The organism is Clostridium sp. (assembly GCF_036660475.1).
In the GTDB taxonomy this organism is placed as follows: domain Bacteria; phylum Bacillota; class Clostridia; order Clostridiales; family Clostridiaceae; genus Clostridium_J.
Genome location: NZ_JAVXAO010000002.1, coordinates 208,363 through 226,668 on the forward strand (window position 1 = coordinate 208,363; position 18,306 = coordinate 226,668).

General features: G+C 28.7%; 21 protein-coding genes. 11 read left to right on the top strand and 10 right to left on the bottom strand.

Translation table 11 applies throughout. The annotated features are described in order from the left end of the window. Positions 1-37 precede the first annotated feature (37 nt). Positions 38-631 carry a hypothetical protein gene (locus RSA29_RS03995; RefSeq protein WP_346942330.1) on the bottom strand — a complete coding sequence of 198 codons (594 nt, stop codon included), beginning with the start codon at positions 629-631 and terminating at the stop codon, positions 38-40. A 337-nt stretch (positions 632-968) separates the two neighbouring features. Between RSA29_RS03995 and RSA29_RS04000 the strand changes: the two genes are divergently transcribed. From RSA29_RS04000 to RSA29_RS04040, 9 genes are all read left to right on the top strand, one after another. Continuing rightward, positions 969-1,493 (top strand): hypothetical protein, encoded by a 525-nt coding sequence (locus RSA29_RS04000; protein WP_346942331.1) that lies wholly within the window; start codon positions 969-971, stop codon positions 1,491-1,493. Positions 1,494-1,525: 32 nt separating this feature from the next. Next, complete coding sequence (locus tag RSA29_RS04005; RefSeq protein WP_346942332.1) at positions 1,526-2,062, top strand: hypothetical protein; 537 nt, start codon at positions 1,526-1,528, stop codon at positions 2,060-2,062. A 568-nt stretch (positions 2,063-2,630) separates the two neighbouring features. Then, complete coding sequence (locus RSA29_RS04010) at positions 2,631-4,622, top strand: DUF1430 domain-containing protein (protein ID WP_346942333.1); 1,992 nt, start codon at positions 2,631-2,633, stop codon at positions 4,620-4,622. Beyond that, positions 4,619-5,227 (top strand): ATP-binding cassette domain-containing protein, encoded by a 609-nt coding sequence (locus RSA29_RS04015; RefSeq protein WP_346942334.1) that lies wholly within the window; start codon positions 4,619-4,621, stop codon positions 5,225-5,227. Before RSA29_RS04010 ends, RSA29_RS04015 begins: the two co-directional genes overlap by 4 nt. Beyond that, positions 5,224-5,670 carry a hypothetical protein gene (locus RSA29_RS04020; RefSeq protein WP_346942335.1) on the top strand — a complete coding sequence of 149 codons (447 nt, stop codon included), beginning with the start codon at positions 5,224-5,226 and terminating at the stop codon, positions 5,668-5,670. The genes RSA29_RS04015 and RSA29_RS04020 overlap by 4 nt, the downstream gene beginning before the upstream one ends. A 180-nt stretch (positions 5,671-5,850) precedes the next feature. Beyond that, on the top strand, positions 5,851-6,546 hold the full coding sequence (locus tag RSA29_RS04025; protein ID WP_346942336.1) for a response regulator transcription factor: 696 nt from the start codon (positions 5,851-5,853) through the stop codon (positions 6,544-6,546). A 115-nt stretch (positions 6,547-6,661) separates the two neighbouring features. Beyond that, the gene (locus tag RSA29_RS04030; RefSeq protein ID WP_346942337.1) at positions 6,662-7,585 is read left to right on the top strand and encodes an ATP-binding cassette domain-containing protein; all 924 of its coding nucleotides are present in this window, start codon (positions 6,662-6,664) and stop codon (positions 7,583-7,585) included. Continuing rightward, positions 7,578-8,459 carry an ABC transporter permease subunit gene (locus RSA29_RS04035; protein ID WP_346942338.1) on the top strand — a complete coding sequence of 294 codons (882 nt, stop codon included), beginning with the start codon at positions 7,578-7,580 and terminating at the stop codon, positions 8,457-8,459. The genes RSA29_RS04030 and RSA29_RS04035 overlap by 8 nt, the downstream gene beginning before the upstream one ends. 40 nt (positions 8,460-8,499) lie before the next feature. Then, positions 8,500-9,390 (top strand): HAMP domain-containing sensor histidine kinase, encoded by an 891-nt coding sequence (locus RSA29_RS04040; protein ID WP_346942339.1) that lies wholly within the window; start codon positions 8,500-8,502, stop codon positions 9,388-9,390. 362 nt (positions 9,391-9,752) lie between these two features. Here the strand turns inward: RSA29_RS04040 and RSA29_RS04045 are convergent, their stop codons facing one another. From RSA29_RS04045 to RSA29_RS04085, 9 genes are all read right to left on the bottom strand, one after another. After that, the gene (locus RSA29_RS04045) at positions 9,753-10,763 is read right to left on the bottom strand and encodes a GNAT family N-acetyltransferase (protein ID WP_346942340.1); all 1,011 of its coding nucleotides are present in this window, start codon (positions 10,761-10,763) and stop codon (positions 9,753-9,755) included. Between the two features lie 120 nt (positions 10,764-10,883). Then, complete coding sequence (locus tag RSA29_RS04050; RefSeq protein WP_346942341.1) at positions 10,884-11,066, bottom strand: hypothetical protein; 183 nt, start codon at positions 11,064-11,066, stop codon at positions 10,884-10,886. Positions 11,067-11,116: 50 nt separating this feature from the next. Continuing rightward, positions 11,117-11,263, bottom strand: coding sequence for a hypothetical protein (locus RSA29_RS04055; protein ID WP_346942342.1), 147 nt, complete (start codon positions 11,261-11,263; stop codon positions 11,117-11,119). 233 nt (positions 11,264-11,496) lie between these two features. Then, positions 11,497-12,039, bottom strand: a complete 543-nt coding sequence (locus RSA29_RS04060) for a nitroreductase family protein (RefSeq protein WP_346944353.1) — start codon at positions 12,037-12,039, stop codon at positions 11,497-11,499. 726 nt (positions 12,040-12,765) lie between these two features. Next, positions 12,766-13,344, bottom strand: coding sequence for a hypothetical protein (locus RSA29_RS04065; protein ID WP_346942344.1), 579 nt, complete (start codon positions 13,342-13,344; stop codon positions 12,766-12,768). Positions 13,345-13,993: 649 nt separating this feature from the next. Beyond that, on the bottom strand, positions 13,994-14,554 hold the full coding sequence (locus RSA29_RS04070; RefSeq protein ID WP_346942345.1) for a hypothetical protein: 561 nt from the start codon (positions 14,552-14,554) through the stop codon (positions 13,994-13,996). Continuing rightward, positions 14,544-15,008, bottom strand: coding sequence for a hypothetical protein (locus RSA29_RS04075; protein ID WP_346942346.1), 465 nt, complete (start codon positions 15,006-15,008; stop codon positions 14,544-14,546). The genes RSA29_RS04070 and RSA29_RS04075 overlap by 11 nt, the downstream gene beginning before the upstream one ends. Before the next feature lie 327 nt (positions 15,009-15,335). Next, positions 15,336-16,136, bottom strand: coding sequence for a class I SAM-dependent methyltransferase (locus RSA29_RS04080; protein ID WP_346942347.1), 801 nt, complete (start codon positions 16,134-16,136; stop codon positions 15,336-15,338). Between the two features lie 125 nt (positions 16,137-16,261). After that, positions 16,262-17,104 carry a GNAT family N-acetyltransferase gene (locus tag RSA29_RS04085; RefSeq protein WP_346942348.1) on the bottom strand — a complete coding sequence of 281 codons (843 nt, stop codon included), beginning with the start codon at positions 17,102-17,104 and terminating at the stop codon, positions 16,262-16,264. A gap of 448 nt (positions 17,105-17,552) precedes the next feature. On the opposite strand from RSA29_RS04085, the gene RSA29_RS04090 reads away from it, so the two are divergent. Next, positions 17,553-18,110, top strand: coding sequence for a YcxB family protein (locus RSA29_RS04090; RefSeq protein WP_346942349.1), 558 nt, complete (start codon positions 17,553-17,555; stop codon positions 18,108-18,110). A gap of 23 nt (positions 18,111-18,133) precedes the next feature. Continuing rightward, on the top strand, positions 18,134-18,304 hold the full coding sequence (locus RSA29_RS04095) for a hypothetical protein (protein WP_346942350.1): 171 nt from the start codon (positions 18,134-18,136) through the stop codon (positions 18,302-18,304). Positions 18,305-18,306: the final 2 nt, after the last annotated feature.

Genomic DNA, 18,306 nt, shown 5'->3' on the forward strand with positions numbered 1-18,306 from the left:
TACATACCTCCATATAGTTTATAATTTGATAACATTACTAATATTCCATTAAATAGGTTATACCTACTACATAATTAGTATCAATAGTTTCAACACCATTTACACAACTAACCATAGGATGAGCCAAATCTACAATGAAATTCCCTTTGCTAGAAGAAAAAATTATATTGGTATGTTTACTTTTACCATTCTCGTTTAATTTTTCTCTTTCTTTTTTTATATCCTCTGGTAACACTTTATAAGCTAACTCTAAAGCCTCATCATATGTTATGTCAATTGAATTAACTAAACATGCATATGTATAATCTTCCAATATATATCCATATTTTTTATCATCAATGTTAGGTATTTCATCTAAAAAGTAACTAGATACTAAATCATTCTCACTTTCGTAAAAATAACCGCTGCTTTGTGTTACTTCATACTTTAAATCTTCTTTTTTTACAGTTTTATATCTTTCTGCTATTACAGTATTGTCTATCTCATCGTCATAAGGATTAAGAATAATAGGGACAACATATGATGTATCTACCTGTGGTATTTCTTCTTTTTCATTAACTTTATCTTGGCACCCCACTATTAATAAAGTCATTAATGCTAAAATAATATAAATAAATCTAAATTTTTTCATAAAAACCTCCAAAATTTTTTTAGAAACCACGTAACACTTATATATTAACATAAATTGAAATTTATGTTAATGGCAGCGAGCAATTATATTAAATCTAAATATTCTTTAGTGAATTCAAACTTAAACGCCTTAATTTATTGATTTCTTATCCAACTACTCATAAAGTAGACGTACGAATCTCTGTATTCAATGAGTGTAGTAATACCAGTTTTATTTTTAATTGAAAACATTTATAATCACTTGGTAATATGATACAATATATTCAAATCATTGTAAAAGCCTATTGTTCACTTGTTGTACCTTTATAAAAATTATATTTTAGGGGGGGGATTATACTTTGAATAAAGAATCAGATGAAATTTTATATAAAGTAATACCTAAATATACAATCAAAGATTATATTGAACTATATAAAATTACAAATAAGGATTTGTATATTGTAGTAAGAGTATGCTCTGTAATTTTATTTTTACTTGGAATATCAAGAATTAATTTAAATTATATTTCTGAAGTAGATATATTAATAAAATCTATGCTTAATGTGATTTTTTTTATAGGGATATGGAATATTCCTAGTATCATGGTTTACAACTCAAAGAAAATTTATATTTCACCAGATGAGCATATTACATTATACTTTTATAGAAATTACTTTAAAATAGAAAGTGTATGGGGTGAAAACTATACAATTAAAACAACTTATTATAATAAAATAAAAAAAATATATACTACAAAAAATAATATTATAATAAAATTAAAAGAGCCTATAAGTTATACTATAATTAGAAAGTCTGATTTTACACTTGGGACGGTATCCGATTTTACTAATTTTCTAAATAACATTTACAATGAAAACATTTGAAAAATTAAGTGGCATGTTAAGGAGATGAGTATATGGAAGATAATTTAAGTTTCGTTATTTTAAATAAATATAATAAAAATAATATGGTAGAAGCCTATAGAATAATTTTCAAAAAGAATTTACTATCAAGTAGGATTGTATTAAGTTTATTTCCATCGTTTGGTATTGTTAGCGGAATATATATGAAAATAAATTCAAATAGTTCAATTTTCCTTATAGCTGCAATTTTTATAAGCATTATATTTTCTTATCTGCTTTTTAATTTGGAAAAATTGCAATTAACAACATTAAATAAAAAGTTTAACTTAAGTGATAATTTACCAGACAAATTTTCTTTTTATAACTCTTATTATTTATTTGAAAAAAATCATGTTGGTACCAGTACATTAGGAAAATTAAGTTATGATCAGATTGATACTGTATATATATCTGATCATTTATTCATTCTAAAATTTACTTCAAATCCATCTTTTTCAATAATTAATAAAGATGGATTTGAAGTAGGGACATCAGATGAATTTTTGATGTTTTTAGAAGATAAGTTTAAAGGTAAGATAAAGACATCTTAATTTTTATGTTTTTCACATTAAATTAGATATGTGAATTTCATTATGAAAACACATAAAATCCCCAACATGTAAAGGTATAAATATCCACTAACCCATATCATAATAATAAAGCCCAAGAGCAAATAGTATTAGCTACTTACTCTTGGGCTATTCTATATTGTTATTTTTTTCCCTAATTTTATATTATTATACACCATATGGTTTTAGCTTTTTAATTATTTTACATATATATGAATTTAACTTATCCGCTTAATTAATATATGCTCAGTTATTCCCCCTGTATCAATATCAATTCTGATAACAACTAACTTCTATTTACAATATATTCAGTTATACCTCTGATGCCGCTTTATGAAAATTGTTACAATAAAGGTTGTTATTTCCTCAAGGAAATCTTAAACTTAGTATTAGACATAATAATTATTATGGATTGACATTAGACATCTTCAAAAATAAAATTCATTTAATTTACTTAGTAAAATTTAATGTTTTAAGTTTTACTCATAACCTTAATTAGCACTTATATATTTACAACAAGGAAATCAAATAGTTTTTGGGAGGAGTTTTTTTGAAAAAGATTAAATATATCATCAGTTTTTGTATTATGTTTATAGGTATTTTAATTATTGGAGAAAGCCATATTTTTTATTTAGATAATTTTTCTTCTCTGTATTCCTATACTACATTATATTTGCAAGATACTACAACAAGTGTTGAAATGATTTCTGATATTATTAATTCAGCAACTAGCAATAATGTTGAGGTGTTTACCATTGTAACGTCTCACCCTAATAGTTCCCTTACTGAATATAATATTTATGGCACCCCTGGAGTTGAATCACATGTCAACAAAGATTCAAATATCTTCGAAAAAAAGTATACAAGCCTTCTTTTGGGAGATATTAACTTTAAATTTAACAGTATTAATGATATTCCTAATATTAAAAGTCAAAATGAATATCGTGTTATCGGTAGTAAGGAGAATATTCATAAGTTTAAAATGGATTTAATTGATAAATATGCGGGGAATCATCCTAAACCTGGGTATCTTGATAAAGAGTCAAAAAATAATACCATTGCTATATGGGGACTTATAACTAGTATTGTTTTATTATTTTCTGTTTATGATGTTATTTCACAAAAAAAAGAAAATCTCATTCGAGTGACTATGGGAGAAAAAATAAGCAATATTATTTGGAAGAACATTTTAATAGATTCCTTTGCACTTATAGGATCCTTCACATTAATATTTTTCATTTTATCTAAATACACTTATGTATTCTTTAATTTTAAAATATCTATTATAATATTTGGTATTTTATTATCTATCAATGGATTGCTATATTTAAGTTTATATTTTTCTAAGGTAAAAGAAGTTTTCTCTAATGGAGAAAGCTCTAAAAAGTTATTATCACTTAACTATGGTTTAAAACTAGTTACGACTATTATCACTATTTTTATAATATCTAGCAATATAGTTTTAATTTATAATTCATATACATTTTACAAACAAAAAGCCTTTTTTCGGGATCATTCTGATTACTACCATGTTAAGCTTATGTATAAACCAACCCTTAATAAGGATGGCTCCCCCAATAGCCGTTGGGAAGATTCTGCACTGGTACAAGAGACCTTTTATAAAGAATTTTTCAAAGAATTCAATGCAATTTCAGTAAAAGATCTCTCTCTAAACCAACAGCTACCAACTGTTTTTGCAAACAGAAATGCTTTTGAGTACCTATCAAGTAAAATAGATGAACTTAGCAATTTAAATTTAGATAAGGATTTCTACTTTATATTACCTGATAAATTAAAAAATAATCTTGAAATTATTGAAACCTTAAAAAATAACACAACTTATACTTCTAATGAGATTAATTTTCTTTACGACTATGATGTTATTTATTACCAAGATAACATTGACATGGTGGGGATAGATGAGGATTATATATATGGAAGTTATCTACTCAAAAATCCTGCTATTGTTTATAATAATATGTCAGTTGATCAAGTTAAAAACCTTGATATTACAAAACAAATAGGTCTCCAAGATGAAATATATGATGTTATGTACCAAATATCATCAGAGAAGCAGTTAGAAAAGTTCAATAATTTTATAGCTGATCATAATTTAGAAGGTCAAATTATAAGAAAAACAAATGTCTTAGAAAAATATGAAAACATGTGGATTATAGCTAAAAGAGTTTTATATATTAATTTAATTTTCAGTGCTTTAGTTTTACTTTTAGAGATTATTATTATCAACTCAATTGTTATGCTGGAATACAAAGTCAATGCTATTGAACTCTCTATCAAAAAAATCCTTGGGTATAGTATTTTACAAAAAAATAGAAAGATTATTCTGATGACAGTTATAACTACAATAGCAAGCATTCTAACAGCCATTATTGTTAATATAATAATGAAAACTCATGTGGGTAAATATTTGGCTCTGGGAGGGCTCATCATCTTAATATTAGAATTATCTACCATTATATTTTATATAAATAGAATTGAAAAATCCAATATCCAAAAGATATTAAAAGGAGGCTCTTTATGATTGAGATAAAGAATTTATCAAAAAAATTTGATGATAAAACAATATTTTCAGATTTTAATTTAACTATAGAGGATGGAGATTTCATCATATTTTCAGGACCAAGTGGTTGTGGTAAAACAACACTATTAAATATGATTGGAGCAATTGAAAAGATAGATAATGGAGAAATAATTGTTGATGGTGTGGATATTAAAAATAAAAGAAATCAGTTAAATTACTTTAGAACAAAAATAGGATTTTTATTCCAAAACTTCGCATTAGTTGATAATAAGACCGTTAAAGATAATTTGAAATTTATTCGTAAGGATTGTAAGACAACATTATCAATAGAAGAGGCTTTAAATATTGTAGGGTTAGAAGAAAAATTAAATAAAAAGGTGTACACATTATCAGGTGGAGAGCAGCAAAGGGTAGCCCTAGCCAGATTAATGCTAAAAAAATGTGATGTTATATTGGCTGATGAACCCACGGGATCACTAGATAAAAAGAATGCAGAAGCTGTTCTTAATATTTTAAAACAGCTGAATAAACAAGGTAAAACTATCATACTAGTTACCCATGATGAGGATATAAAAAAACAAGGAAATAAGGTGATTAATTTATGATTAAGATCAATAAAAACAGGATTATTATCTTTATACTAGTAGCATTTATAATTCTAAATGCTAGTTGGTTTTTAATAATAAGTGTAAAATATAATAAATATGTTAAAGATTTACCTAAATTCGACTTATCTTCTTATGGCGCTAAAAAGGAAGATGGTTATAACTACCACGTAAAGAAACCAGATTACTTACATTATACTGGGAATTTGGCAATTTCAAATAGTGAAAAAGGCGAATTTTTAATTATATGGCCATTACTATCTGGGGGGTATAAATATAGTATAACTATACAGGATAATGGGGTATCATATTATATTTATGTTGATGAAAATATGAATCCAGTAGAGAAAGATGACACAGATTCATCTCGAATTTTTCAAGAGCATAAGGCTAGCTTCGAATCATTATTATCTAAAGCTAATGAAATGTGGCAGCTAGAATAAACCTAAGTCATCTAAAAACAAATAACAAGTCGAACCTACTGACTTATTTATTTTTTGAAGATGCCTAAATAAAATAAAGTACCAACTACGGATAATATTTATTTGTAGTTGGTTTTATATTTTCATAAATAAATATTATGGTAAAATATAAATAAAGAATATTAGGGAAATGGTGAAGCAATGAATAAAAATATTGAAATTTTAGTTGTTGAAGATGATGCAGATATTAATAGTCTGCTTTGTAATATTTTAAAGAAAAATGGATATAAGGTTAGAGGCGCCTATTCAGGGTCAGAAGCAATGATGTGCATTGAGCAGTTTAATTATGATGTTGTACTTTTAGATTTAATGCTTCCAGGGGTAACTGGGGAGAATCTTATATCTGAGTTTAGAACGAATAAAACCATGCCTATAATAGTAATTTCAGCAAAAACAGCTCAAGAGGATAAGATTAATGTGTTAAAGCTTGGAGCAGATGATTTTATTACGAAACCTTTTGATATAAATGAAGTGTTGGTTAGGATTGAAGTTCAATTAAGAAGATATACGCAATTTTATAAATCTGAAAAGCAAGATAATAAGCTAAAGCATAAAAATGTTATGCTAAACGTTGAAAGCAGACAAGTTTTTGTTAAGGATGAGGAGATATCTTTAACCTTCAGGGAATTTTCAATACTAGAGTTACTTATGGAGAACCCTAATAAAGTATTTACTAGAGCTAATTTATTTGAATCCATTTGGGGTAATGAGTTTTTAGGTGATGATAATACTGTAAATGTTCATGTTAGCAATCTTCGCTCCAAGCTAGCTAAGGTGGATGGACAAACGGAGTATGTTCAAACGGTATGGGGTATTGGTTTTAAATTAAAGGACTGAGTAAGTGTCTTTATAAATACTAATAGCAATCTTAAGACTTTCTTAATGTTTACTTTATGGCATCTTATAACTTAGACAATATAATTAAGTCATAAGGTACGAGGGGGTAACCAAAATGAACAATATAGTATTAAAAACTCATAACATAACAAAGAAATATGGAAATCAGATTGCCGTTAACAATATAAATATGACTATAAAAAAAGGTGATATTTATGGCTTTATCGGAAGAAATGGAGCTGGTAAAACAACGTTAATTCGTCTTATTACAGGGCTAATCCATAAAACAAATGGAGATTTAGAACTCTTTGGATCAAGTGGTGAAAATGATTTAAATGATGCAAGAGCAATGGTTGGAAGTTTAATAGAGACTCCAGCATTTTATGGTAGCATGACTGCAAGAGAGAATCTTGAGGTATCAAGATTAGTGAGAAATATAGCAGGCAAAGATGGAATCGATGAGGTATTAAAGCTTGTAGGTCTAGATGATACAGGAAAGAAAAAAGTTAAAAACTTTTCACTAGGTATGAGACAGAGGCTTGGGATTGCAAATGCACTTCTTGGGAATCCTAGGTTACTTATATTAGACGAGCCAATAAACGGATTAGATCCAATGGGGATTGTTGAAGTTAGAGAACTTCTTAAGAAAGTAAATAAGGAAAAGGATGTTACAATATTAATTTCAAGTCATATCTTAGGTGAACTTTCGGAGCTTGCAACCTGCTATGGAATAATCAGTGATGGAAAATTAATTGAAGAAATATCTTCAAAAGATTTAGATGAAAAATGTAAACAATACATTGAGCTAGAGGTAGATGATACAGCAAGAACTGTAACTTTCCTTGAAAAAGACCTTGGTATAACAAATTATGAAGTATTAGAAAATAAATCAATTAAAATATTTGATCACCTAGATAAGGTTGGTAAAATCAATTCAGTTATTTCAAAAGGTGGAGTGATTGTAGAAAGAATTGGAGTTAAGGGTGAGAATTTAGAAGAATACTTTGTAAATGCTGTTGGAGGTGCTGAAAATGCTTAGATTAGTTAAAGCTGAACTTTATAAATTATTTAAAAATAAAACATTCAAGGTGTTATGTGGAGTAGCTATATTCTTATCAATTTTAATTATGATTATGTCATCACCAATTATGGAAAATGTATTAACAGACGCCATGGGAGAAATGTCTTCCGAAGAAAAGCAAATGTTACTTGAACAAATGGGTTCAGCAGCTTCCACTGAACAGGTTGTAGTACCTGGGAATATGGGACTACATATAACCGCAAAAGATACTATGAATCCAACTGCATTAGAGGTATATCATTCTTCTTTCGGTTCAGGATTAATCGAAATTTTGATTGGAATTTTAATTGCTGGCTTTATGGCAAAGGAATATTCAGATGGAACCTTAAAAAACACTTTAGCCTATGGTAAGAAAAGATATGAGTTTTATATAGCTAAATTCTTAGCTCTAGTTGTAGGCGTAGGAATACTAACTGTATTATTAACAATAGTTTCAACTATCGGCTCAGTAATTATGAATGGCTGGGGACAACCATTTGAAACAGTGCAATTACTAGGAATGGTTAAAAGCTTTGTGGCAGCAATATTTGCAAATTCAGCAGTTATAGCAATTATAATGATCTTTGCTATATTAGTAAAAAGTAATGGTGCAACAATAGCAATCACTGCTGGTGGATTTATATTACTACCAACAACTTTAGCCTTCTTATATGGCACATATGAGTGGTTTGATAAAATGTATGAACTAACTCCCTTTTACAACTCAGCATTAGCAACATCAATTTATGCAACCAATGGAGACATTATCAGGTCAATGGTTATTGCTTTAGTTACAATCGCTATCAGTTTATTAGTTGGAATACAAATTTTCAAAGCACAAGATATTAAATAATATTTTCAGCATATCTATATTCTCATTAAGGAGGCGTTCAATGACGTATTTAGTTATTATATTATCACTAGTTATCCTTGGATTAGTAATACATGTTATAAAAACCAAACAAGAGCTTGTATCCATCTCAAAGCAAATTGAGAAAAGTCATGGACAATATATAAATATTCATACTAAAAGCTTAAATTCAGAAATAGAAGATATCGTTAAAAACATTAACTTTTTATATGATGGAAATCAAAAAGTTAATGCAGCTAAAAAATCTATGGAAGATGAGATAAGACAAAGCATATCAAATATGTCTCATGATTTAAGAACACCACTTACCTCCATAATGGGATATATTCAGCTCTTGAAATCAGAGGATATAACGTCAGAAGAACACGAAGAATACATAGATATAATTGAGAGAAGGACTAAGAACTTAGAAAGTTTAATATCTAGTTTCTACGATTTATCTAGACTTGAAGGCAATGAATATAGATTTGATTTAAAAAGTATTAATTTAGAGAAACTATTATGCGATAATATCGCTCTTTACTATAATGATTTTGTAGGTAATAATATAGAACCAATAGTAGAGATAGAAAAAAATTTGCAAAATATAATATCAGATGAGAGTTCAGTGAATAGAGTGTTTTCAAATCTCATTGGTAATTCCCTAAAGCATGGTGCAGGATTTGTGAAAATTACATTAAAAAGCGAAGGCAACATTATTGTAACTGAATTTACTAATTCAGCTCCAGACTTAAATGAAGGGATAGTTGAACAGCTATTTGATAGATTCTTTACAGCAGATAAATCGAGAAATGATAGAAATACGGGGTTAGGCTTAGCAATAACTAAAGGCTTGGTAGAAAAGCTTGGAAATGAAATATCAGCAGAGTTACTTAATGATAAGTTAAAGATAAGCATAAGGTGGATGAAATAAGTAAAAATTCCCTCAGACTTAGGTTTGAGGGAATTTTTCTGTTACCGGAGCAATTTCATTGATAGTTATCCCATAGCTTTCTTTCAAGTCAGCTATTATACTGTCCTCCATATATTACCTCCTAAACAAAATATAAATTATAATCATTTACCTTTTTACTACAATTGAGTACTGTAATTTGGTTAGAAGTATCATCCACTACTTTAAAGCTATTTAATTGTTGCAATGATATCCTGCTCGCTGCTAATGCATATTCAAAATCGATGAGATAGACTTTTTCATTAGATATGTGAATTTCATATTTACAGATAATAATTTTTATATCAAGGTGTTATAGAGAACGGTCCTAGGACTTGATATTGCTACAACTGCTTAATACTTTGGTTGTAAATGTTTGCCCATGCTACATTATTGTCTATATATCTAAACATTCTGTAAGCTATGGGCTTAAATCCACATTTGGGCCAAAACGTTGAAGAAGCAAGATTGGTTATTCTCCAATCTGTAATTATGTTGTTATATCCCTTTTTTTTCATAGTCTTATAGCCTTCATTCATTAACTTTTTACCGATACCACTTCCCATTTCGGAAGGATAAGTACCCGCAATACTTAACTCTACTCCATCATCAGGTGACATCAAATCTGAACTAATAGTTCCGTATACTTGAAATCCTAATTCCTTCATGTCCTTTGTTGCAATGAGAACCGTTGCATCATCATCCTCTACTGTCCCCTTATACCCAGCCTTTATTTGTGATACAACTTCAGGTAATACAGGTTCAAAAGTTGGTGCCGAGCTTTGATAGAACTGGATTATTTTGGACATCCTGCCCATGGCTTCACTATCCGTTTTATTGGCAAGTCTAATATCTATATCAGCTACATTTTCAAAAGGCTTGTACTCCTCCATGTTCATTATCGAGTGTACTTGCTGAATAGAAAAGCTTAATCTCAGGAAGGCCTCATAATACTCTTTACTTCCAAACGGTACTAAAGTATATTGATTGAAACAACCTTGTTCAAGCCAAATAACTGAAACCTTTGCATAGAGATACCTTATAAGTTCAGATGATTGACCCATTCTAATTGCCATTCCCTCATAGGGTACCCATGCATACCTACCTCTTCTACTATCAATCTTTATTTCCCCTATTAGATAACCTACTAGTTCCTCATTAGAAAATGCCCCTATCCCGATCACTTTACTATTAACGAACAAGTCCTCAAACATATCTGTAATGTACTTTGTGTTAAGACAGCTATTTTTAAGAAATGGATATACTTTACTCTCAAGATTTTGTCTTTCTATTAGCAAGTCAGCCATTGCAGGTATATCGTCAGCTGTAATTGATTTGAATTTACATTTGTTCATTTCTATCCCCCCAATTGAATTTACATTTCATAATAAATTATAAGTTATTATTTTTGTCATTTTTGACGTTTAATATTAAAATTGTTCAAATTAAATTAGAGTGATTTTCACATGTATTTTCTATTGCTTTTTAAGATTAATCATATCTAATATAGTTCCATGAATTTCTTCTATCTCTGTAATTCTTACACTCCCAATATTTTTTCTTACATTGTCAAAGTCTATGTTATTAAAAATACCTCTTAATAATTTATTAAATGAACCATCTAGAGTGAACCATATAAACCCTATACATTTACTCACCTTCAAATTCCTAGTTCACTCATTAATAGTTATTATTATCAACATGATACTTATAATATGTTTTGCTTCTTCAACTCGGTAACAGCACTAATAATTGAACATCTGATTGTTATAAATGCAATAATAGAATAAATTGCAGCTTTTACAGCTATATCAGCTATGTCAAGAACCCTTAATAAAACATTTGCTATATCCATAAAACTTTCCCCCGTCCATCTAATTCACAACATAATACGTGTATGCACACTCCTAAAAGTAATCTCTTGAATATAAATTCCTCTTTCATATCTTATCCCACTAAGTTCTATATAAAGCTAATTTTTATTATGAATTTCTATCTGTCTTTTTAAAAATACTAAATCGTCATTACTCCTATTTGATAAATATAAAACATCTTGTGCTATTCCCTTCATAATCTGATTTGCAACATTTAAAAATTTAATTTTGTATTCTTCTTTCTTGATCTATGCTTTCTTTCTTCATATCTTTGCCAATATACATGTTTCTCATCATATTGTGTTCGTGATTCCTTTTCTTCAGCTGCATATCCAACATATACAATTCCCATAGGGATTACTTCTTTAGGTAAATTTAAAATTTTATACAAAGGTCTATATGAGCTCTCTACTGGGTATAATCCAACCCAAACACTGCCCAGTTCCATAGATGTAGCCGCTAATAATATATTTTCAATTGCAGCACTACAATCTTGAACCCAAAAATCTTTCACTGGACCTGACATTGCTAGTTTCATATTTCCACATACAACTATCATTGCTGGTGCATCATATTTTCCGAAATATATATTTTCATTAACTTCACTTAGTACACTTTTTTCTGTAATAATAATAAACTCCCAAGGTCTACTATTACATGCAGTTGGTGCTGCTGTGGCTGCTTTTATTAAAGTTACCAACGTATCTTCATTTAATTCTTTATCTTGAAACTTTCTTATGCTTCTCCTTTTATACATACAATCAATTACATTCATTTTTTCTAAAATCTCCTCTAAGTGCTTACACCATAGGCTTATATTAATTTTGAACTACTATATTTAACTTACATTAGAAACTACAGACTGCTTTTATAGTATCTTGTACATAAAAATATTATATTTATTTTCACAAAAGCCCCTCTTGTTATAAAATTCAGGTGCAGATGAGTCCGAATTAGTTGTCAAAGTCAATCCTGCAAGTTTATGTTCCCTTACATATTCTTCTACAGCTTTTATTAGTTCACTTCCATTTCCATTACCTTGTAAGTTGGGAGTAATGAACAGTTCATCTATGTACAGTTCATTGTTATTCCACCATATCTTTTCATGGCAAAATATTGCTCCACATACTTCATGTTTTAACTCTAATGCAAAGCCAACAAACTTATTTGAATTGTAAAAATCTAATCTTTTTGGGTACTGGCAGAATGATAAAGATAGTCAGAGGAATTACAGAATATTGTATGATGATACTTTTGAGGGAACCTTGAAGGAGTTTCAAGAGCCAATGATAAGTATAATATCATTGGCTTAATTTCATTCTTTTACCTATTTATTATACTACATAGTATTTAGTTTTTAATATCTAATAATAATTTTAGAATTGGTCCTCTTTATAGCTTACTAACACATTCTGGTTGAATTGCTACATAAAAACACCCCAAAATTCATTTCATGAATGATTAGGTACTTAAGGAAACTGTATCAATTAAACTCAAAAACAAATTCACATGGTTTTTCACCTCCACTGTTAATCGGAGACGAAATAATTTTCTTTGTTTTAAGTTTAACATCCAACATTAATTGTAAATGGCTGCGAAGTGACCCAGCACAACATAAACAGTATGATAAAGGCATGTCACGATCATCAGAATTGCTTTTTGATAGAGCAAGGTCTGAAACTTTCACATCCTTACAAACAGTGGCTGAACAAACGCATGAATACTTATCATTGTTTTTATAAACCATTACCACATTCAAAGTACCGTCATTATTTAAGGCTATACTTTCTGAAGCAAAGATCTTACTATTGAGATGGAGTATTTTTTCGTCTAAAGATTTGCCAGTCAATTTTTTACCGATTTTTTCACATTTTTTTATATATTCTTTGCCGCCCAAGCAGGCACAAGAATCTAGAATTTCATACATAATATCAGAATCAAGTAAAGTTTCCATCCGTGTAATGACTTCTACTAAATCTTCGTTTCCAATGACTTCCCTTATAAGTTTTTTGTCAATATTATTTTGTTCTAATCGCTTTTTAATTCCATAAACTCTTGCCACTTTATTTCCCCCTTCGATTATATAAATAATCTTCAATTTGAATTGTTTTACAATTTCCATATAACTTAAGGATAATTATAGCACGTATTACATATAATCTTATTATAATCAAACATGTACTTATACCTTAATTTATTTTATAAATACCGTATTATTCAATTTTCAAAGATCGATATGTCTCAATTAGTTCGCCTTATCTACAGATTAGATATTAAACTATAAATTAAATTTTATATTTGCCATTTAAAATCATCCTAATTTACGTGTTTTTGTGTTTTTGTGTTTTTATGTTTTTATGTTCTTATCACCATGTAGCCTTAGAGCCTACAATGTTTAAGGCCTCTATGGAATTGCTACTTTTTAGGCATATGAAAATAAATAATAAGTCAAAGATGTGAAAAATATTTTGAGTTCTGTTGACGCAGTGTAACACAAAATAGTCGAACATACTGACTTATTTATTTTTCAAGATACCTTAACCTAATTTTAAAAATTAATTAAGGATTTTAGTCCCGCAACTCCAACTTTAAATTGCAGTATAATTTTAACTTCATCTAATATATAATATCAGTATAAACAACATCGATGGAAGATGGCAGAGACAGCCCTTAATATATAAAATAGCTCTAATGTCTAGACTATTAAAATATTAAAAGCCAAAAACATTTTCTTCATAAATAACTTTACCATTACAATCTAATCCATTTAGATATTTCAATTCATTTTTGTTATAATCCTTATTCCAATAAAAAACAAACATTCTGTTTTCATCTAAATCATATCTTAGTGTTTTCTCTTTATTTTTATCTTCAAATAATAATGTAGTTATTTCAGGATCAGTTACATACCCATAAAGAAGCATTCCATTATCATAATCCTTGCTCCTAAAACTACTCCAACTATATGATATTTGCTTTGAATTATCTATTGGGAATCCACGTCCACCTCCTGAATTCCATGTAATTTTTCTTGTTACAACATCTGCTGAAAACCATTGTTTATATCGGCATAAGTATATTTTTCCTCCACCTAAATCTATAGTTTCAACTATTTCTGAAGGTCCATAATAGGATGTTCTTTCTGATTGTTCATGTGCTTTTATCGGTGAAAAACTTCCATATGAGAATATAGAATATTTAAGGCATAATACTATAAGAACTATAGCTATAAACCACTCTATAGTTGCCCTATACTTGTTATTAATCCTCACTACTTCCACCTTCTTCCGCAAGAGAAATTTTCATTTCATTCTTTCTATCATACACATTAATCCTAATTATTATATATTTTGCATCATCTGCTACCCTTTCTATGTTCAATAAACCATCTTCACCCCACATATTACTACTAGATTCTCCTCCATGATTAAAATATTCTTGTTCTTTATCATCAAATACTTGAATGTTTGATCCAGGAAAAGACCATCCATGTTCAAACCTTATGAATGAATATCTAATATATGTTGTATCTTCAGTATTAATAATTCTGTGAATTAAAATGGGAGCATTGTCTACCTTCATACTTTTGTCTACCTCAATTACTTGAGCTTTTTTTTCATTAACTAACTGTTTTAAATCTTCATCAAAGTATTTTCCCTTTGGGATACTATAACATACGCTTATAGCTAGTATAAATAAACAAATTGCTATTATTGTCCTTCTCAACCGTTTAATTATAATCACTCTCCTTAAATCTTTATTAAACATCTTTATATCAAGTTGAAGTTAAATTAATTTAAACAAATCTAAGTGTCCAACCTATTTATCGAGTAGTTTTAAAATTAAACTACCTCCACATTTACCACAACAGCTACGATTGAAATCAATTTGTTTTATCCATATTATAACATATTTTCAAATGCCATACTATCAAATTTTCGAAGAACAATTTTCAGTACTGTTTCGCTTTACCTAAAAACCATATCCTATATTTATATTGATACATAAAAAATATGGCAAACTCATTTTTGAATAATGCCATATTTCAATATGTTATTTGTTTTTCCTCGAAATAAACATCCCCATTTCTTTGGGAATATTTATTGCCCCATCTCTTATACGAATTTCTTCAAAAAACTCGAATAAACCATCAAGATCATTTTCTGTATAACTTGCCATTGTTATAGTAGATTTAACCCAGTCTACCAAGTCTTGGGTTTCTGTAACTTTTAAAGAATCTTCATAGTCTACAAGCTTTACTTCCTCAAAGTACTCACTTAATAACTGTGCTCCATTTTGGGTTGCAAAGGTTAATTCACTCTTAAAAGTATCCAGTTTGGGGTTTAATCTTTTTAATGCTTCCCTCAAATATAAACGCATACCGCAATTTCCATTTGTAGTTGCATAAAATGTGCCATCAGCCTTAAGCACACGCTGAATCTCTGATAATGCTTTATCTAAATCTGGAACATGGTATAACATGTGGTTTGCAATAATTACATCAAATGTTTCATTTGCAAAAGGTATGTCCTGAATATCAATTCGCTGTACTATCACATTCTCATATTTTGAGTATTTTTCCCCTACTTTATCTACCATGCCACGAGATAAATCACTTAAAATCATTGTGTATCTTTCTGGTAAATTAAATATACCTTCTGCCCATTGAGCACCATTACCGCACCCTATCTCCAATATTCTACACCCATTTTTAAATTCATAATTTTCAAACATCCACGGAGTAATTCCTTTTTTATTTGTGCTATGTTTATCGTGTAGGTTCCTCCTAATAGATAGGTTTTTATCATCTGAATACTGAACTAATACATTTTCACTCTTATTCATTTTCCCCATAAATACGTCCCCCATAAGTTTAATTATTTAGAAATCATAAAATTCCTATTTATCGATTTTGCAATGTTAGGTTAACATTGAATCAACTATAGGCGTAACTCATTCTGCTCTTTTAGCACGAATTTCTACTTTATAACTAACTTTCTAGCATCTTGCGCTTGCACAACCTTAAATCCTGCATTCTTATATAGGTTAAGTGCTTTTTCATTACTTGCTAATGCATTTAAATTAACGCTAGTAGAATTTTGCTCTAATCCCTTATTGATGCTAAATTCCAATATTTGTTTACCATAACCTTTCTTTTGATATTTAACATTAACGAATAATAACTCTACTTCTGCATTTTTAACCATTGATGCTCCAACCATATCTTCATTTTCAAAGAATAGATAAATATATTCTTTATTTTCAAGGGTGTCTACTCTCGCTGCCTCAAGTGCTTCTTTACTAGCATTTAAATACCAATTATAAGGCTCAATATGATTTTCTTTCCTTAGCACTGAAAATGCTTCACTTTCAAGTCTGATTTTTTCTTCAAAGAAATCATCTTCATATTTTATTGCACGAATTTTCGACTCAGGAATTTTTTCGCCTTCATATGATAAACGGAATACAGAATACCAATATTTAAATCCAATTTTATCAAATAATTGTTCCCATTCTAGATTATCTTTTACGTGAAAAATCTCAACAGATTTTACAGACTTCTCTTCAAATATTTTTTCAGCCGCAGACCAAAGCTTTAAGCCGATAGGCATAATTAATTCATTACTTGCAGCCCCCATTTCCGCATAGCAATAACTTCCACTAATAATCAAATGAATAAATCCTTTAATTCCATCCTCCTCATACACCAAAATTTTAGAAGCAGTCCTTAAAGTTTCAATTTCTTCTGGCATTGCTTTATACTCTAAAGTATAAATTCTAATAATTTCATCTACATCAGATTTTTTATAATCCCTAATCATTTTATGACCCCATCTCTGCACCACTATAAATTATCATTTATTACTCACCATATGATACCTTTGTGTATTGCAATTTTATTATATATACTATCTAGAATTAATAATATATACCCTTATTATAACATATATTGTATGTTGTCACATTTTTTTCTTATGATTAAAATTAACATCCTAGGTTATGGTTTTAAAAATCATATCTGCTTAAAATATACTATGTCCCTCACCAATACTTGAAGTTAATAGTATTTTAAAACTATTTCACAACATCACCTTTATATCCAATGAAATTTTCTTCATACCATTAATCATCTACCCGAACCACAAAAAAATTCTTACTAAGAATAAACCAATAGTATTTCAAGAATTAACCATATATTATTTGTAAACATGTTATAATATGGTTAAATACAGCTAAATGGATATCATAATAATAGAGGTGATAAATGTAATGGAAGTTAAATTCAGGGTTGCAAATAAGGTCAAAGAAGAAGATTTAATAGAGGCACGAATGTATATATTAAAAAACGATATTTTAGGACTACGAATTCTAGGTTTTTCATTCATAATACTACAAGTATATCTGTCTTTACGTAGATTTATTTATTTTAACCAACTTTATAGTTATTCTGCATATCCCTTTGTATATAGAGAAATTTGCATAGGCATAGGTATAATTTGCGTAGGTATATTCACGTGGAAATGTCCAGCTCTTATGTTGAAAGAGAAAAAAGATACAATTGACAAATATAAAAATCACAATTATATAGAAAATATTGTATATTTCTATGAGACTTGTATTAAAACTGAATCCGAATTAGGTAATAATAACATTAATTATTCCCATATAAAAAAAGTATATGAAACACCTGAAAAGTTTATTTTTTTATCTAAGAATAAACAATATGTTTTGGTATCTAAAGACTCTTTTATTGTTGGAGATTCAAATAAATTTAGAGATTTTTTAAAAGAAATCTTAGCTCCTAAAGTTATAAAAGACATAGACTGAAAAATAAAACCTTAAATGTACTGATGACTAAACTCAAGCGTGAAAATATCAATATGTGTGGAAATTTTAAAGACTTATTAGAGAACAAAACAGTATGTTTATTTTATGATAATCCAGTAGCAGGAGAAATATATAAAAATCTAGGATTTGAAGATATTTGTTTTTGGAACTTATGGAAAAGTACTCAAGTCTAATA

Coding starts and splice junctions, on each gene's coding strand:
- RSA29_RS03995 (WP_346942330.1), bottom strand. CDS start 631: ATGAAAAAATTTAGATTTATTTATATTATTTTAGCATTAATGACTTTA.
- RSA29_RS04005 (WP_346942332.1), top strand. CDS start 1,526: ATGGAAGATAATTTAAGTTTCGTTATTTTAAATAAATATAATAAAAAT.
- RSA29_RS04015 (WP_346942334.1), top strand. CDS start 4,619: ATGATTGAGATAAAGAATTTATCAAAAAAATTTGATGATAAAACAATA.
- RSA29_RS04020 (WP_346942335.1), top strand. CDS start 5,224: ATGATTAAGATCAATAAAAACAGGATTATTATCTTTATACTAGTAGCA.
- RSA29_RS04025 (WP_346942336.1), top strand. CDS start 5,851: ATGAATAAAAATATTGAAATTTTAGTTGTTGAAGATGATGCAGATATT.
- RSA29_RS04030 (WP_346942337.1), top strand. CDS start 6,662: ATGAACAATATAGTATTAAAAACTCATAACATAACAAAGAAATATGGA.
- RSA29_RS04035 (WP_346942338.1), top strand. CDS start 7,578: ATGCTTAGATTAGTTAAAGCTGAACTTTATAAATTATTTAAAAATAAA.
- RSA29_RS04040 (WP_346942339.1), top strand. CDS start 8,500: ATGACGTATTTAGTTATTATATTATCACTAGTTATCCTTGGATTAGTA.
- RSA29_RS04045 (WP_346942340.1), bottom strand. CDS start 10,763: ATGAACAAATGTAAATTCAAATCAATTACAGCTGACGATATACCTGCA.
- RSA29_RS04055 (WP_346942342.1), bottom strand. CDS start 11,263: ATGGATATAGCAAATGTTTTATTAAGGGTTCTTGACATAGCTGATATA.
- RSA29_RS04060 (WP_346944353.1), bottom strand. CDS start 12,039: ATGTATAAAAGGAGAAGCATAAGAAAGTTTCAAGATAAAGAATTAAAT.
- RSA29_RS04080 (WP_346942347.1), bottom strand. CDS start 16,136: ATGGGGAAAATGAATAAGAGTGAAAATGTATTAGTTCAGTATTCAGAT.
- RSA29_RS04085 (WP_346942348.1), bottom strand. CDS start 17,104: ATGATTAGGGATTATAAAAAATCTGATGTAGATGAAATTATTAGAATT.
- RSA29_RS04090 (WP_346942349.1), top strand. CDS start 17,553: ATGGAAGTTAAATTCAGGGTTGCAAATAAGGTCAAAGAAGAAGATTTA.
- RSA29_RS04095 (WP_346942350.1), top strand. CDS start 18,134: ATGACTAAACTCAAGCGTGAAAATATCAATATGTGTGGAAATTTTAAA.